We start from the raw sequence: 17,234 nt of genomic DNA, 5'->3' as shown, positions 1-17,234 counted from the left end.
GCGCCGCATGAGCTAGAAAAATCAGCAGAACCGAGTGGATATAACGGAAAATCTGTGTTGTGTTTGACAGCAAGGCGCTGTAAATTTGTCAATCCTGTAAAGCGAAGGAGACGGGATGCAGCGGGCGGCGTGTAAATTCCTGTCAAGGATTGGCGATGGCTGACCAGAAGATTTTCGCTGGGCCGCGCATCCGCCGCATCCGTGGCGCCAAGGGCCTGACCCAGACGGCGATGGCCGAGGGGCTCGGCATCTCGCCGTCCTACCTCAACCTGATCGAGCGCAACCAGCGGCCGCTGACGGTGCAATTGATCCTGAAGCTCGCCTCCGTCTACAAAGTCGATCCGCATGAGCTTCAGGGCGAGGCAAGGGGATCGGTCGCTGCCCTCAAGGAGGTGTTCACCGATCCGCTGCTGGTCGGCGAACTGCCGGGAGACCAGGAATTGATCGAGTTTGCCGAGGCGGCGCCCAACGCCTCCGCCGCGGTGATAAAACTGTTCCGCGCCTATCGCGAGCAAGCCGAGCGGCTGTCCGATCTCAACGAGCTTCTGGCCCGCGAGGGCCGGGCGACCGCCCTCTCTGGCGCCCGCCTGCCGATCGACGAGGTGCGCGAGATTTTCGAGCGGCGACCGAACCATTTCGTCTCGCTCGAGGAAGAGGCCGAGGCGTTCACGTCGGTGCTCGATCCCGGCGACGACCTGTTTGGCGCCTTGAAGGCATGGCTGAAGCGCGAATACGGCATCGTGGTCAAGGTTCTGCCGGTCGCCACCATGCCGAACTGGCGCCGCCGCTACGACCGCCACTCGCAGCGCCTGTTCCTGTCCGAGCGTCTGTCGCCGTTCGACCAGTTGCGTGAAGTCGCGATGGAGGCCTGCCTGATCCGCATGTCGGTTGCGGTCGCCGGTGAGATCCAGGCACTGAGGCTGACCACGGACGAGGCGCGCCGCCTTGCCCGCTTCGAACTCGGCCGCTACGCCGCCCATGCGCTGATGATGCCCTATCAGCCCTTTCACGCGGCGGCCGTTCGCTCACGCTACGACATTGATGTCCTGCGCTCGCGCTTCGGCGTTTCCTTCGAGCAGGCGGCAAACCGGCTGACCATGCTGCAGCGGCCAGTTGCTTCCGGCGTGCCCTTCTTCATGCTGGAGATCGACAATGCGGGAAACCGCTTCCGCAAGGCCGGCAGCCAGGGCTTTCCGCAAAGCCGCTTCGGCGGGGGCTGTGCCAAGCTTCCCGTGCATGTCGCCTTCACTCAGCCGGGCCAGATATTCGTCGAGGCGGTGGAAATGCCCGACGGCGCCGAGTTCCTGTGCATCGCCCGCACGCTGGAGGGGCCGCAAGGCGCGTTCTCCGAACGACCCCGCCGCACGGCACTGCTGCTCGGCTGCGACATCGGCTTTCGCGACGACATCGTCTATGGCACGGTGCTGCCTGGCGCGGCGACCGGCGCGAAGATGGGGGCGGGCACCGTCGCGGCGACGCCTGTCGGCCCCGCCTGCCGGCTTTGCGAGCGCGCCGGCTGCCTGGCGCGCGCCGAGCCGCCGGTGACGCGACCGCTCGGCCTCGACGAGATGGTCACCGGCCTGAGTGCCTTCGACTTCCAGTGATGTCGTGGTGACTTGCCGCGCGAAGAAGAAGACTGCTTCCTACTCAGGAAGACAATAAGCCTTCACGCTAAATATAGCGGATGCAATATTGATTAAGCGTTGCTGTTAAGATATCAACGACAATCTGTGCAGCGATCGGGGGATTGATGAGCCGGATAGCTCTTTGGCTTGGTTTGGGCCTTGCCCTTTCGGTCTGGCCCGCTCAGGCGGAAAAATCCTCGAATTTTTTTAAATCTTACCAAGGGTACAATGACGACGGCAAGGCTTTCCTGGACAAAATCGAGCCGAAGATCGGCACGGTGGATCTTGCCGAAGGTGTACACCTGACCCTTGGCGATAAGTTCTATTTTCTTAACAAGAAAGACACTGCCTCTGTTTTGACAGAAGCCTGGGGCAATCCTGCCAGTTCCGCTGCCGATTCGGTCGGCATGATCTTTCCGGCCAAATATGATCCCATTGCCGATGGCAATTGGGGCATAGAGTTGCGATGGGAGAAGATAGGCTATGTCGATGATGGCGACGCCGCATCCATCGACTACGGCGAGTTGCTGCGCACCATGCAGGCGGACACATTGTCAGGCAACGATCAAAGGGCAAAGGATGGCTTTCCTCCCATTACCTTGATCGGCTGGGCCTCGCCGCCAGTCTACGACTCGGTCAACAAGCGTTTGCACTGGGCAAAGGAACTGCAATTCGGAGACGATACCGTCCACACGCTCAACTACGACGTCCGTTTTCTGGGTAAGGAGGGCGTTTTTGTGATGAGTTATATCGCTACGGTGGAGCAATTGCCGGAGATAAGGCAAAGCCTGGACGAAGTCCTTGGCCTCGCCGCCTTCAATACCGGCAAGAAATACACTGATTTCATACCCGGCTCCGATACAGTTGCGGCAGTTGGCATTGGTGGCCTCATAGCGGGAAAATTGGCGGCGAAGGCGGGCCTTCTGGCCGTGGCGCTCATTGCGCTGAAGAAATTCGGTTTGATCTTGCTGGTTCCCTTGGCCGGAGTCTGGCGCTTCATTCGCGGCAACAAGCGCACGTCGTAGGCGTCGCCCAAGCGCTGCTGACTGTTGTCGGGCGCGCCGGTAGGATGCCGGCAGTGCGCCAAACGGAACACTGCACTGGATCACGCCTCGCCAATGCCTTTGCGGTACGCGAACAGGGTACGTTCTTGTCGTCTCCTGCGCATCGTGCCGTCCTCAAAATCTCGACAGTCGCGCCCATGACCGACACCACATCAAGGCAGATCGCCACGTCCGCGGCCATCCCGCCGCGCGAGGAGCGCATCGGCTTCCTTCTGGTGTTCCTGTCGGCACTGATGTGGAGTTTCGGCGGCACCATCGCCCGGTTCATCACGGTCGGCGACAGCTGGACCGTGATATTCTGGCGCTCCGCGTGGGCTGCCGTCTTCCTGCTTTGCTTCATGGTCTGGCGTGACGGCTGGCGCGGCATGCTGAAATCATTCCGCGACATGGGCCTGCCAGGCATTGCGGTGGGGTTCTGCTTCGCCATTGCGTCGACCTCGTTCGTGGTGGCGCTTGCCTATACCACCGTCGCCAATATTCTTTTGATGCAAGCCGGCGTGCCGCTTCTGGCGGCCCTGTTTGCCTGGGCGCTGTTCCGCGAAAAGGTAACCGTCGCGACCTGGATAGCAATCGTCGCCGTCATCGCCGGCGTCGCCATCATGGTGTCTGAATCTGTTGACGGCGCCGTCTCGCCCATAGGCGATGGACTGGCGCTGCTGATCGCGTTCATGTTCTCGATCGCCACCGTCATCACCCGGCGCTTCTCCAGCGTCCGCATGACGCCGGCGACCTGTCTCGGCACGATTCTGGCGGCGGGCTTCGCTGCCTCGCAGGCCTCGACGTTCGCGGTGTCGGCCGGCGACATGGGCCTTCTCCTCGTCTTCGGCGTGGTCAATCTCGGCCTTGGCCTTGCATTCTTCGCCACTGGCGCGCGCTTGATCCCGGCGGCTATCGCGGCGTTGCTCGGCACGTTCGAGCCGATCCTGGGGCCGATATGGGTCTGGCTCATCCATTCCGAGGTGCCGTCCGGGCGCACCATCGTCGGCGGCGCGGTGGTGGTCACGGCGCTGCTTGTCCATATCGGGCTCGAATTCAAGCGCCAGGCGCGGCCTCAGCGGGCTGGGGTCACCGGGGTGCCTTCGCCTAATTGATGCGGGCGCCGAAGCTTTGCCCATTGACAATGTCGCTGCCACCCGGGCAGGCTGGGAACACGGCAACAACAAGACAGGCGTATCTTGCCAAGTCTCCCCGGCGGCCCGATCGAGACCGGACCACATTCTAGTATCTCTGACCGCACGGCGGCGAAAGCTTCTGACGGCATCGCAATTCCTTCCCGCCCCGACCGTGCGGGCGGCCGTCGGCGGCGTGCCGAACGGCGGCCGTCGACCTCTGGAAAGCTCAACAGTCTAAAGCAAATGCCCGGCCGCGCGAACATGTCGCGACGCGCCGGCAATGGAACACTCACCAAAGGAGAATAGCATGATCCGCAAAGCACTCTGGCTTTCGGCAACCTCGGTATTTCTGGCGCTTTTGACGCCCGCCGGTCACGCCGCGGACCGCGTCGTCAACGTCTTCAACTGGTCGGATTACATCGACAGTTCAATCATCGATGATTTCACCAAGAAAACTGGCATCAAGGTCGTTTACGATACGTTCGATTCCAACGAGATCCTCGAAACCAAGCTGCTCGCCGGCGGCAGCGGCTACGACGTCGTCGTGCCGAGCGGCAATTTTCTGGCCCGCCAGATCCAGGCCGGTGTGTTCCAGAAACTCGACAAGTCGAAGCTGCCGAACCTCTCCAACATGTGGGACACGGTTACGGAGCGCACCGCCAAATACGATCCCGGCAACGAATACTCGGTCAATTACATGTGGGGCACGGTCGGCATCGGCTACAACACCAAGAAAGTGCAGGCGGCGCTCGGCACCGACAAGATCGACAGCTGGGATACCTTCTTCAACCCCGACAGCCTGGCCAAATTGAAGGATTGCGGCGTCTATGTGCTGGATTCTCCATCCGACATCCTGCCGGCGGCGCTGAAGTACCTCGGTCTGGACCCCAACAGCACCTCGCCCGACGACATCGCCAAGGCCGAGGAAGCTCTTCTCAAGGTCCGTCCCTATATCAGGAAGTTCCACTCGTCCGAATACATCAACGCACTTGCCAATGGCGATATCTGCCTGGCGGTCGGCTGGTCGGGTGACGTGTTCCAGGCTCGCAACCGCGCGGTCGAGGCCAAGCAAGGCGTGGAAATCGGCTATTCCGTGCCGAAGGAAGGCGCCCAGATGTGGTTCGATCAGATGGCGATCCCCGCCGACGCGCCGCACGTTGCCGAGGCGCTTGAATTCATCAACTACATGATGACGCCGGAAGTGATCGCCAAGTCGTCGAACTATGTCCTTTATGCCAACGGCAACAAGGCATCGCAGCAATTCGTGGACAAGGCGCTGCTCGACGATCCCTCGGTCTATCCGGACGCCGCGACCTTGCAGAAGCTCTATACCACCCAGCCTTACGATCCCAAGACCCAGCGCATCGTCACGCGCAGCTGGACCAAGATCGTCACCGGCCAGTAGGCAATCCGGCGCGACCCCGGCAGCCAACTGCCGGGGTCGATTTCTTTTTGGGGAATAAAAAAGCACGGAGTGGGGATATGAAATCGCTTGGCAGCATCCGCAGGGACTTCGCGCCATGGAACGACCCGAACGCCAAGCCATATATCCAGTTCGACAATGTCACCAAGAAGTTTGGTGACTTTACCGCCGTCAACAATCTGTCGCTGACCATTTTCGAGCGTGAATTCTTCGCTCTGCTTGGCGCATCGGGTTGCGGAAAGTCGACGCTGCTCAGGATGCTTGCCGGCTTCGAGGAGCCGACGGCCGGGCGCATCCTGCTCGACGGCCAGGATCTGCGCGGCATTCCGCCCTATCGCCGGCCGGTCAACATGATGTTCCAGTCCTATGCCTTGTTCCCGCATATGACCGTCGAGAAGAACATCGCCTTCGGTCTCAAACAGGAAGGCATGCCGAAGCCGGATATCGAAAAACGCGTCGCCGACATGCTGAAGCTGGTCAAGCTCGAGCAGTTCGCCAAGCGCAAGCCGCACCAGCTTTCCGGCGGCCAGCGCCAGCGCGTCGCGCTTGCCCGCTCGGTCGCCAAGCGACCGAAGGTGCTGCTGCTCGACGAGCCGCTCGGCGCGCTCGACAAGAAACTGCGCGAGGAAACCCAGTTCGAACTGATGGATCTGCAGCAGGAGCTTGGTCTCACCTTCGTCGTCGTCACCCATGATCAGGAAGAGGCGATGACGATGGCCGATCGCATCGCCATCATGGACAAGGGCGAAGTCATGCAGGTGGCGACGCCGCCGGAAGTCTATGAAGCCCCGACGTCGCGCTTCGTCGCCCATTTCGTCGGCAACGTGAACATGTTCGAGGGCAAGGTTGCCGAACAGGCGGCCAACACGACCCGCATTACAGGTCCAAGCGGGGCTCAGATCGTCGTCGAGAATGGTGGCGCGGCTGCGAAGGCCAATGCGGATATCGTCTTCGCCGTCAGGCCGGAGAAGATCAGGGTCTCGTCTAAGAAGCCGGCCGATGCCGTCAACGCGCTGGAAGGTGAGGTTTACGACATCGCCTATCTCGGCGACATGACTGTCTATCACGTCAGGCTGGACGACGGGCAGATCGTGCGGGCAAGCGCCTTGAACGCGGCCCGTGTGACCGAGGATCCACTGACCTGGAACGACCGTGCCTGGGTGTCTTTCCGGCCCGACGCCGGCGTCGTGCTGGCACGGTAGGGGACGGCCATGTCCAACATCGCCGTTACCGATGCCGCCGCGCCACCGACCGCCGCCAATCCGTTCCTGACGCGGCTCGGTGCCGGCTTCGTCAGCCGGCTCGTCATCATCGTTCCCTATCTCTGGCTGCTGTTCTTCTTTCTTGTCCCCTTTGTCATCGTCTTCAAGATCTCGTTGTCGCAGACGGCTATCGCCATGCCACCCTATACGCCGGTGCTCGATTTCAGGGACGGCGTTTCCGGTTTCTTCGCCGGCTTTCGAGACCTCAACATCGACAATTATGTCTGGCTGACGCAGGACGCACTCTATTTCAAGGCCTATCTCACCAGCGTCGTCATCGCTGCCATCTCGACGGTGCTGACCCTGCTGGTTGGCTATCCCATCGCATATGGCATGGCCCGCGCTCCGGCGACAATCCGCCCGACATTGCTGATGCTGGTCATCCTGCCGTTCTGGACGTCGTTCCTGATCCGCGTCTATGCCTGGATCGGCATCCTCAAGCCCGAGGGCCTGCTCAACCAGCTGCTGTTGTCGCTGCACATCATCAACCAGCCGCTGGTGATCCTCAACACCTACACGGCCATCTTCATCGGCATCGTCTATTCCTACCTGCCGTTCATGGTGCTGCCGCTTTATTCGTCGCTGGAAAAAATGGACTATTCGCTGATCGAGGCAGCCAAGGACCTCGGCTGCCCGCCGACGTCAGCCTTCTGGAAGATCACTTTTCCGCTGTCGCTGCCCGGCGTCATAGCCGGCTGCCTGCTGGTGTTCATCCCGGCCGTCGGCGAGTTCGTCATCCCCGATTTGCTCGGCGGCTCGCAGACGCTGATGATCGGCAAGACGCTGTGGAACGAGTTTTTCGCCAATCGTGACTGGCCGGTGTCGTCGGCCGTTGCCGTCATCCTGCTGCTGCTGCTGATCGTACCGATCGTGTTGTTCCAGCATGCCCAGGCCCGCGCGCAGGAGCAGGACAAATGAACACCACCTGGAGCCGCTTCAACATCACCTCGATCACGCTCGGTTTTGCCTTTCTCTATTTGCCGATCGTGCTGCTCGTCGTCTTTTCCTTCAACGAGTCCAAGCTCGTCACCGTCTGGGGCGGCTTTTCCACCAAATGGTACGTATCGCTGTTCCACAATCAGGGCCTGATGGACGCCGCATGGGTGACCATCCGCGTCGGTCTGATTTCAGCGACCGTGGCGACCGTTCTCGGCACAATGGGGGCCCTGGCGCTGACCCGCTACACACGCTTCCGGGGCAGGGTCCTGTTCTCCGGCATGATCTTCGCACCATTGGTCATGCCTGACGTCATTACCGGCCTGTCGCTGCTCCTGCTGTTTGTCGCCATCGGCATGGATCGCGGCATGACGACCGTGATCCTCGCGCATATCACCTTCACGATGTGCTTTGTCGCTGTTGTCGTGCAGTCGCGGCTTGTCAGTTTCGATCGCTCGCTGGAAGAAGCCGCCATGGATCTCGGCGCGCCGCCCGTGAAGACCTTTTTCCAGATCACCCTGCCAGTCATTCTGCCAGCGATCGTGTCTGGTTGGATGCTGGCCTTCACGCTGTCACTGGACGACCTGGTCATCGCCAGCTTTGCTTCCGGCCCTGGCGCCACCACGCTGCCGATGAAGATCTACAGCCAGGTCCGCCTCGGTGTGACGCCGGAGATCAATGCCGCCTGCACCCTTCTGATCGCGATCGTCACGGTTGGCGTCATCATCGCTTCCGTCGCCAATAAGCGGCGCGAGGTGCAGCGGCAGCTTGACGAGCGGGCCGCGCAACGCGGTTAGAAGCGTTTCAACTGAGGGCCGGGCCTTATTCGCCCGAAACGCCGCGGCTGATGGGGGAAATGAACGGCGTGCTCCAGGTTCCGCCGACGAAAAACGACGACTGGTTGGGCCCCTGCTGGCCGCTCTTCTGCGTTGCTGGCTGATCCGGCTGGATGACACCGCCCGACAGCGCCAGTCCGCGTCCTGCGTAGGATGCGATGCCGGAAAGCCAGATCTTGTATTTCGCCGAATTGGCCTCGGCCTTGTCCAGTCTGGCCACGCCTCGCGAAATGGTTGCCTTCACTTCGGCGCCATCGATGGGCAGCGTCCCGTCCGAGACATCGTCGAGCGCGAAGAAGCCGCCTTGTTCGGTATGCTTGAGAAAGGCCGGCAGGTTGAACTTGCTGAGCGCGCCAGGGCCAAAGGTCGCCGAGACAGAGCCGTCGGCGTTCTCAAAAACCGAATCCCAGGTCCTTCCTGGTCCCTTGAGGATGACCGAGACGGTGCCCGTGCCGACCGGCACCAGCCGGGTCATTCCGGCCGCGGTGCCGAACGCCCCGCCATCGACATCGGAGGCCAGCAGCCGGATCTCGACCTGGGTGCCCTCGGGCTTGCGGTCGAAACGAAGGCTGGTCTGGATGTTGCCGCCGAAGGCGGAGGCGTCGGAGATGTCGAAGACAGAAAGGCCATCCTTGACCTGCGCGGTGGCCGCGACATCGGCAAGCTGGATGCTCCCTGCGGTCGCATGCGCCGCCGACAGCCTGAGATCGAGGTTGACCCGGTCGGCGAAACTCGTGTCGATCTGACCTGGTTCGCCGCTGCTCGCCGGTCCCAGCGACGTGAAGGCGGATAGAAACGACCTGAGGTCGAGCGTGTCGAAGGCAAGCGTGCCCGAGATCACCGGCTGTGCCTCGCCAAGCGACACGTCCAGCGCACCCATGCCCGGATTGTTGTCCAGCGCCAGCGCCGTGTTCTCGAACTTGACGCGTCCGGCCGATGCCGTGACCTTGCTCGAAATGCTGACCGAGCCGATCGCGGCGCTCGGCGCGATGCCCGCCTGCGACCATTCCAGTACGCGGCGCAGCGAAGGTGCCGCGAATTTCACCTGGCCGTCGAAATAGGCGTTTTCGGACATGCTGGCCGTGCCGTCGAAGGAGAAGGTGGCCGGCGCCGCCTTGAAGGACAGGGTCAGCGGCGCCATGCCCCCGGCAAACAGCACCAGCGGCCTCGGCGAGGCAGCATCCACGGTCACGCTTTCGCCACGCCAGATCCCGGTCGCGGACAGTGTCGCATTGCTGTTCATCGCCGCCCAGTTGGCCTGGCCGCTAAGACTGCTCAGGATCTCTTCATCCTTGCCGTTGACGGACGCCACCATGCGGCCGTCCCTGAACTCCACAGTGCCGAACGTGTCGGCCGGCAGCTTGTCGAGGTCGGGCTTGGCGGGGTCGGCGTTGACCAGGCCACGGGCCGCGTCGATGGAGCGCGCGATGCGCCCGCCGGTCGGCGCCGTGGGCAGGAACAGACCGTCCGCCGTGCGCTGGACCCGGATCGTCGGCCGCACCAGCCGTGCCGTGGAAAACACCACATCGCCCTGCAATGCCGCCATGGCCGAGAGGTCGACCTCGACCCGTTCGGCTTCGACGACCGGCGGCGCATCGCCGTCGGTCCATTTTGACAGCGTCACATCGGTCAGGATCGCGCGGAAATTCGGCCAGACCTCGATTCGTGGCGACCCCTCGATGGCAACCCGAAAGCCACTCCAGGCGCTCAATTCCCACGCGATGCGGTCACGCACGATCCGCGTCGAGGCGATCAGCGGCAGGGCCGCGACCACCAGAGCGATGACGATCGCGGCAGCGCCGATCGCCCATACTCCGCGGCGGATCAAGGATGATGGCATATAGCCCCGTATGCTTCCATTCCGACAAAAACGAGCGTCCGACGGGTATAACCCCTGTCGTCACTACGACTTAGGGCCGACGCATTTCAAGTCTTTATGGCCCGGCGATGGCATTTGCGCACACCTGACCGCATCGGCCCAACAAAATCTTGCTCTGCCGCGCAGCGATATGCATAAGCGATGGCGACCGTGGGAGGATCGATCATGGCTGGCGAACTACCGCTCTGGACCCCGACGCAAGACCAGATTGATGCCTCGCCATTGACCGCTTTCATGAAAGCCGCGGCAGCGAGTACCGGTAGTCCATTTTCGTCCTATGCCGACCTCCACCTCTGGTCGGTCGAGAACCGGGAGGCGTTCTGGGGTCTCGTCTGGGATTTCTGCGGTCTTGAAGGCGACAAGGGTGAACGACTGCTGCTCGACGGCGAGAAGATGCCCGGCGCCTCTTTCTTTCCGGACGCGTCTTTGAATTTCGCCGAAAACCTTCTGAAAAAGACCGGCGCTGGCGAGGCCATCGTCTTTCGCGGCGAGGACAAGGTCGAGAGGCGGCTGTCGTGGAATGAACTGCATGGCCTGGTCTCGCGCCTGCAGCAGCTTTTCCTGTCGCTCAAGGTGAAGAAGGGTGACCGTATAGCGGCGATGATGCCCAACATGCCCGAAGCCGTCGCCGCCATGCTGGCGGCGGCCTCCATCGGGGCGGTGTGGTCATCCTGTTCTCCCGATTTCGGCGAGCAGGGGGTGCTCGATCGGTTCGGCCAGATCGAGCCAGTCATCTTCATCGCGCCGGACGGCTATTGGTATAATGGCAAGGCGATCGAGGTCGCCGACAAGATCAAGGCGGTCGCGGCCAGGCTCGGCGGCGTCCGCAAAGTCCTGCTCGTCGACTATCTCGGCACCTCCGCCGACGTGGCTGATACCATCGACAAGGCGGTGGCGATGGAAGAGGCCCTGTCGCCCTTTGCCGTCAGGCCCGTCACCTTCGAGCGGCTGCCGTTTTCGCATCCGCTCTACACCCTCTTTTCGTCCGGTACCACCGGCGTTCCCAAATGCATCGTCCATTCGGCCGGCGGCACGCTCATTCAGCATGTCAAGGAACACCGGTTGCATGCCGGCCTCGGCGATGGCGATCGCTTCTTCTATTTCACCACCTGCGGCTGGATGATGTGGAACTGGCTGGTTTCGGGCCTCGCTTCCGGCGCCACGTTGCTGCTCTACGACGGTTCTCCGTTCTATCCCGACGGCAATGTGCTGTTCGATTTCGCCGATGCCGAGAAGATGACCTTTTTCGGCACCTCGGCCAAGTTCATCGATTCCGTGCGCAAGGCCGGCCTCAAGCCGATCCGCAGCCATGATCTGTCGACGATACGCGCCATATCCTCCACCGGATCGCCGCTTTCGCCCGAGGATTTCCGCTTCGTCTATGATGGCATCAAGAAGGACGTGCACCTTGCCTCGGTGTCCGGCGGCACCGATATCGTCTCGTGCTTCGTGCTCGGCGTGCCGACCCAGCCAGTCTGGACCGGCGAGATCCAGGGGCCGGGCCTCGGCCTCGCCGTCGACGTCTGGGACGATGACGGCAAGCCGGTCCAGCAGGAGAAGGGAGAGCTGGTGTGCACCAGGGCTTTCCCGTCCATGCCGATCGGCTTCTGGAACGATCCCGACGGCAGGAAATACCAGGCGGCCTATTTCGAGCGTTTCGACAATGTCTGGTGCCATGGCGATTTCGCCGAATGGACCGATCATGGCGGCATGGTCATCCATGGCCGCTCCGACGCGACGCTCAACCCCGGCGGTGTGCGCATCGGCACGGCCGAGATCTACAACCAGGTCGAGCAGATGCCGGAAATCCTCGAGGCGCTGTGCATCGGCCAGGATTTCGACAATGATGTGCGCGTCGTGCTGTTCGTGCGGCTTGCCGCCGGCGTCAAGCTCGACGACGATCTCGAAAAGCGCATCCGGGCCAAGATCCGCAGCGGCGCCAGCCCACGCCATGTTCCGGCCAGGATCGTCGCCGTCTCCGACATCCCCCGCACCAAGTCGGGCAAGATCACCGAGCTTGCGGTGCGCGACGTGGTCCACGGCCGCGCCATCAAGAACAAGGAAGCGCTGGCCAACCCGGAAGCGCTGGAACTGTTCCGCGACTTGCCGCAGCTCGCGCAGTGACCACGACCGCCATGGTTAACGAAATATGTCGCACGAATTTACCTAGATTTCACGAGTGGTACACATTCGTAAATTTTTTGGCGCCCCGGTAAGGACTTGTTAAGGCCCGGCGTCGATAGTCGCACGTAACTTGAGGGAGAAATCCCGTTCCTCAGCCCCGAGGATCTGAATTCAGCTCAAGCCCCCGTTGTGACAGCAATCCAATTTCCTAAGGCGTCCTTACCGGGCGCCTTTTTTCTTTGCTTGCTATTCCGCGAGCACCCGGGTCGAGGGAAACGCAACCTCCACCAGCGTGCCTTCGCCGGGCGTCGAATTGATGGTGAAGCGGGCGCGGTTGGCTTCCACCATCGCCTTAGTCAGCGGCAGGCCAAGGCCGGTGCCGTCGCCGCGCCCACGCTTCAGCGCATTGATCTGCTTGAACGGCTTCAGCGCCTGCTCGATCTCGGCCTGGCTCATGCCGATGCCGGTGTCACGGACCCGCATGACGACGTCGCCCGAGGTCTCGTAGGCGGTCGAGACGATCACCTGGCCGCCAGCCTGAGTATAGCGCACGGCGTTGGACAGGATGTTGAGCGCGATCTGGCGCACGCTGCGCAGGTCGGCCACCACTTCCGGCAGCCGCGAGGCAAAGCTGGAACGGATGATGACGCGTTCGCGGTTGGCCTGGGGCTGCATCATCGCCACGGTTTCGGCCAGCGTATCGTTGAGCGACACCGCCTCATAAGCCATTTCCTGCTGGCCGGCCTCGATCTTCGAGATATCCAGGAGGTCGTTGACCAGATCGAGCACGTGGTTGCCCGAGCGGTTGATGTCGCGCAGATAATCGCGGTAGCGGTCATTGGCGACCGGCCCGAACTTCTCGTCGACCATCAGTTCGGAAAAGCCGATGATGGCGTTGAGCGGCGTGCGGATCTCATGGCTGATGCGGGCGAGGAAATCTGTCTTCTGCGAGGAGGCGCGTTCGGCCACCGCACGCGCCTGGGTGAGATCCTCTTCGGCCCGCTTCCACTGCGTGATGTCGCGCACCACGGCACAGAAGCCGCTGTCATTGGGCAACCGGCCGATGGTCATGAACAGCGGGATGAAGCGTCCCTGTGCTTCGCGGCCGATCACCTCGCGGCCGTCATTCAAGACGCTCGCCACACCAGGCTCCGACAGGCCGGTGAGATAATCGCGCGCCGCGCGCTGGCTCTCGATGGCAAACAGCGATGCGAACGGTTTGCCGGTCACCTCGTCGCTGTCGAAACCGAACAGCGCCTCGGCTGGGCGGCTGATCGAACGGATGGTGCCGTCGCTGCCGATCAGCACGACCCCGTCGGTGGCGGTGTCGATGATGGTGCGCATCTCGGCGATGCGTGCCTTGAGCTCGGAAATATCGGGCTGCGTCGGCTCCTCGCCGATCGCGTGCAGGGCCACAGGCGCATCATCCTCGCCGGAACGGCGAACGACCAGCATCAGGGCCTTGCCGTCGCGCCAGGGCACGGAGCGCAGGATGGCGTCGATCGGGAATTCCTGCCCGTCGCGGGTCTTCAGCCGCAACGCCCGGTCACTGCCGTCGGAAGCGCCGTCATCGGCATAGGGATCGGCAAACAAAGCGCCGAGGCCGCCCGCATGCTCGAGGTCCTCCAGCGTCGCGTACCTGGTCAGGTCGAGGAATTCCTCGTTGGCATAGTGCAACTGGTCGCCCGAATGGATGATCAGCGGCACCGGCAGCTTGCCGAGCAGCGATGTATCGGGCGTCTTGTTTTCTGTGCCGACGGAAAAAGCCGACGGCATGAACCCTTCGGTCTTGAGCGGCGGTACGTGCAGGCGCGGAGGCTGGATGGGCGTCTCGGCGGCATGATGCGTGCCGCCGGTTGCCGCAATCGCTTGATCGCCGGATGCAGTTGCTTCGTCGCCGGCCCAATCCTCGTCATCCTCGGCGTCGCGAAAATCGTCTGACGTCATACTGTCGTCATCAGCCGGTGCCTCGCCATCCTCGGCCGTCGCTGCCTCTTTGTCGCTGTCGTCGGCGGCATAGTCGAGCAGGGAGCCCGAGGCCTCGGTCGGCGGGGATTTGGAGGCCGGCGCCTGTTGTTCGGCCTGGTCCGGTTGCGCACCGTCGAGCCGCGCCAGATCCCTCTGATCCTCGGCATCGCTTGGAGATTCGCCCGCATCCGGCTGGTCTTCCGCATCGGGCGCCGGCATCTCATGCGCCGGGCCGCTCGCCGGTTCCTGGCTCGAATCTGCTGGTTCGGCGTTCGGGGTGGCGGTATCCGCCCGCGGCTTCGCATCGGTCTCCGGCTTGGCCGCTTCGTGCGGTCCGGGCAAAGACCCTGTTCCGGCACCTTGTTCCGCCTGTCTTGCCGGCTCGGCTGCCGCTGGCGGCTCTGCCGCGGAACTGTCTTTCTTCAGCCGCTCGCCGATCTCACGGAATGCGCTGCGTTCCAGCGAGGACAGCCCCTTGTCGTTGGCCGGCTGCCGGTGTTCGGCCAACCGGATGACCTTGTCGGCAAAGCGCCGCTCCGGTTTCGGGACGATGGTCAGTGCCGGCACTTCGCCCTTGAACGGATCCAATGCCTTTGGTTCTTCGGCCTTTGGATCTTCCGGCACTGTCTCCACGGCTTCCGGCTTGGGTGCCGCCTGCATTCCGCCATTGGGAACCAGGGCCATGCCGATCGCTTCCGGATCGACGACCGCATCCCCGCTTCGCGCGACGCCGAAGCCGCGGAAGCCTTCGAAGGCGCGGCCGCGGCCATAGACAGGCAATGCCGCCAGGTCGACAGGGATCTTCAGGTCGGTACCGACGACCGGCCACAGCACCGAGCGGCCGGACCAGGTGTCGCGCCGCTCCAGCAGGCCGGCGATCTCGCCGGATGCATCAAGGCCGAAAGCCGCCGCCACATCCCGGAAGCGCCGGCCGATCACGTCGGCGGCCGGATGGCCGACGATATCGGCGAATTCCGGCGATAGGGCGCTGAACTTGCCCTCGGCGTCGGTCCGCCAGACAAAACGCAGCGGTGCGGCCGAGCGGTCTATCGTCCGGGTGGCCATGGTCGCGGTCGGGGCTACGGGCGAGGTGGCCTCGTCTTGCTTTACGCTGTGCGCCGCAGCTTCGGTGCCGACCGCCTCTGCCACGCGTTTCGGTTCCGGCGCGGCTGGCGCGTCGTCTTCTCCGGCATTGAAATACCAATGATCGTGCTGCCCCGGCGTGCCGGCCGCCGGCTGATCATTGTCGGCGGCAACGGGTGTCGGCCCGGCCGGCTCCTTGATTTCCTGCGCTGTCGGCTCCGGCATATCGCCAGCCATGGGCCCGGAAGGGACGTGTTCGCGCTCGGCCGTGGCAGCGGCGGGCAACCGCTCGCCCGCCTCTGTCGCGGCGGTTCCCACCAGCCGAACGCCAACCTCCTCGGCAGGGCTTTCCGTGGTCGCGGGCGAACCGTCTGCCGGAGCCGCGCTGTCCTCGAGTTGGTCCTCGTCGATCACCACCAGCAGATGCCGCTCCGGCGTCAGCCGGGCGAGGCCGGCGGGGTAGGAGGTCCTGCCGCCCGGAACGAGGCGCTTGACGATGCGCTCGCCCTCGGCCGCGACGTCTGCCACCAGGGCCGCCAGTGTCGCGGGCTGGATGCCAAGCGCCGAAAATCCATCCGAGGCGGCCTCGACATTGCCCTTGGCATCGATGAAGGCGATGAAATGGCCGTCTTCGGTAAAGCCGCTGATTGCCCGGCCGGCGATCTCGGCGGCACTGCGCGAGCCGGTCTGCGCGGCCGGCACCGCCAGCATGATGGCATTCTCGCCGTCGGGCAGCGTCACGGCACTGGCAAGAAAGCCGACGGCGCGACTGGTCATGCCGGTCGCCAGGCGCACGGTGATCGATCGATCGACGCCGATCTTGGGAAAACCGCTGGTCGCCATGATCTGGCGGCGTGCGACCAGCGGCAGCCGCGCCGAGGCCCCAATGATCGCTTCGATGTCGCGATAGCCGAACATGGCGGCGCCCGGCCCGTTGGCCCAGATCACCTGCTCGAGGTCCACCGACAGGATCGCGATTGCGTCGCCGGCGGCAAACCGCTGGCGGACCGCGTCAAGCACGGCGACGTCGAGGAAGGAATATTCGGACGGCATGCGCTTGGCGAACCCTCACGGAGCGGCGAATTTGCAGTTAACGCTTTGTTAATAAAAGCCGCAGCCACGAAGGTCCACAAGCCAGAACGTGCAAAGGCTGAATTTTGGCCGTTTGGTTAACGGCCGAAAACATTTTTTTTGTGCACTGCAACAAAGATATTGCAATGCACAAGATTTGCCTTTATATTGCCATCATACATGAACGAGACGGCTTTCTGTCAAAGCCGCTGCCGCTGAAAAGGATGGAAAATGTCCAGGACCAAGACCGCCGAGACGATCGAAAACGTTGAATTCCCGAGCTTCGACGCTTCCAAGGCCACCGACCAGATGCGCGCTTTCGCCGAAAAGGGCGTTGAGCAGTCGAAGGAGGCCTACGCCAAGCTCAAGACCGGTGCCGAGGAAACCCAGAAGGCCCTGGAGTCGACCTACGAAACCGCCAAGGCTGTTTCCAGCGACCTGTCGCTCAAGACCATCACCGCGCTGCGCGCCAACGCCGAGGCCGGCTTCTCGCATCTCGAAGCCCTGATCGGCGCGAAGTCGCTGTCGGAAGTCATCGAGTTGCAGACCGCGTTCCTGCGTAAGCGCGTCGAACTGACCGTCGAGCAGGCCAAGGACTTCCAGGCCGTTGCCTCCAAGGCGGCCGAGGACGTCTCGAAGCCGATCAAGACCGCCTTCGAGAAGGCGATCAAGGAAATCAAGGCCGCCTAACAAGTGCGCATCGTCCGCGGATGCAACAAAAGGTCGCATTTTGTCGGACAAATAGATGTGAGATAGTGGCGACCGAGCGAATACCCGGCGAGTGGAACCTCCTCCCTCTGCTCTTCGGGGTGACCAGCCAGCACCTCCTCCCGCTGGCTCGTAACAGGAAA

General features: G+C 62.7%; 11 protein-coding genes. 9 read left to right on the top strand and 2 right to left on the bottom strand.

The annotated features are described in order from the left end of the window. Positions 1–155 precede the first annotated feature (155 nt). The 7 genes from LB555_RS14870 to LB555_RS14840 all read left to right on the top strand — a co-directional run bounded on the left by LB555_RS14870 (position 156) and on the right by LB555_RS14840 (position 8,219). Positions 156–1,604, top strand: a complete 1,449-nt coding sequence (locus LB555_RS14870; protein ID WP_140715809.1) for a short-chain fatty acyl-CoA regulator family protein — start codon at positions 156–158, stop codon at positions 1,602–1,604. Positions 1,605–1,750: 146 nt separating this feature from the next. Next, positions 1,751–2,650 (top strand): DUF2167 domain-containing protein, encoded by a 900-nt coding sequence (locus LB555_RS14865; RefSeq protein ID WP_224683153.1) that lies wholly within the window; start codon positions 1,751–1,753, stop codon positions 2,648–2,650. A gap of 176 nt (positions 2,651–2,826) precedes the next feature. Continuing rightward, positions 2,827–3,780 (top strand): DMT family transporter, encoded by a 954-nt coding sequence (locus tag LB555_RS14860; RefSeq protein ID WP_140715805.1) that lies wholly within the window; start codon positions 2,827–2,829, stop codon positions 3,778–3,780. A 328-nt stretch (positions 3,781–4,108) separates the two neighbouring features. Further along, the gene (locus LB555_RS14855; RefSeq protein WP_023772832.1) at positions 4,109–5,206 is read left to right on the top strand and encodes a polyamine ABC transporter substrate-binding protein; all 1,098 of its coding nucleotides are present in this window, start codon (positions 4,109–4,111) and stop codon (positions 5,204–5,206) included. A gap of 77 nt (positions 5,207–5,283) precedes the next feature. After that, positions 5,284–6,426 carry an ABC transporter ATP-binding protein gene (locus LB555_RS14850; protein WP_015316313.1) on the top strand — a complete coding sequence of 381 codons (1,143 nt, stop codon included), beginning with the start codon at positions 5,284–5,286 and terminating at the stop codon, positions 6,424–6,426. A gap of 9 nt (positions 6,427–6,435) precedes the next feature. Next, positions 6,436–7,404: an ABC transporter permease subunit gene (locus LB555_RS14845; RefSeq protein WP_224683152.1), complete on the top strand. Its 969-nt coding sequence runs from the start codon at positions 6,436–6,438 to the stop codon at positions 7,402–7,404. Continuing rightward, positions 7,401–8,219, top strand: coding sequence for an ABC transporter permease (locus LB555_RS14840; RefSeq protein WP_015316315.1), 819 nt, complete (start codon positions 7,401–7,403; stop codon positions 8,217–8,219). The genes LB555_RS14845 and LB555_RS14840 overlap by 4 nt, the downstream gene beginning before the upstream one ends. A 25-nt stretch (positions 8,220–8,244) precedes the next feature. On the opposite strand, the gene LB555_RS14835 is transcribed toward LB555_RS14840, so the two are convergent. After that, on the bottom strand, positions 8,245–10,098 hold the full coding sequence (locus tag LB555_RS14835; RefSeq protein WP_140614648.1) for an AsmA-like C-terminal region-containing protein: 1,854 nt from the start codon (positions 10,096–10,098) through the stop codon (positions 8,245–8,247). Positions 10,099–10,302: 204 nt separating this feature from the next. Between LB555_RS14835 and LB555_RS14830 the strand changes: the two genes are divergently transcribed. After that, complete coding sequence (locus LB555_RS14830) at positions 10,303–12,261, top strand: acetoacetate--CoA ligase (RefSeq protein ID WP_224683151.1); 1,959 nt, start codon at positions 10,303–10,305, stop codon at positions 12,259–12,261. 246 nt (positions 12,262–12,507) lie between these two features. On the opposite strand, the gene LB555_RS29310 is transcribed toward LB555_RS14830, so the two are convergent. Beyond that, complete coding sequence (locus LB555_RS29310) at positions 12,508–16,365, bottom strand: PAS domain S-box protein (protein ID WP_263489110.1); 3,858 nt, start codon at positions 16,363–16,365, stop codon at positions 12,508–12,510. 249 nt (positions 16,366–16,614) lie between these two features. Here LB555_RS29310 and LB555_RS14810 point away from each other — a divergent pair, with 249 nt between their 5' ends. Further along, on the top strand, positions 16,615–17,073 hold the full coding sequence (locus tag LB555_RS14810; RefSeq protein ID WP_015316319.1) for a phasin: 459 nt from the start codon (positions 16,615–16,617) through the stop codon (positions 17,071–17,073). Positions 17,074–17,234 lie beyond the last annotated feature (161 nt).

Origin of the sequence: Mesorhizobium sp. BR-1-1-10 (assembly GCF_020165595.1) — a bacterium.
In the GTDB taxonomy this organism is placed as follows: Bacteria; Pseudomonadota; Alphaproteobacteria; order Rhizobiales; family Rhizobiaceae; genus Mesorhizobium; species Mesorhizobium australicum.
This window is presented reverse-complemented; position numbering and strand designations above follow the sequence as displayed.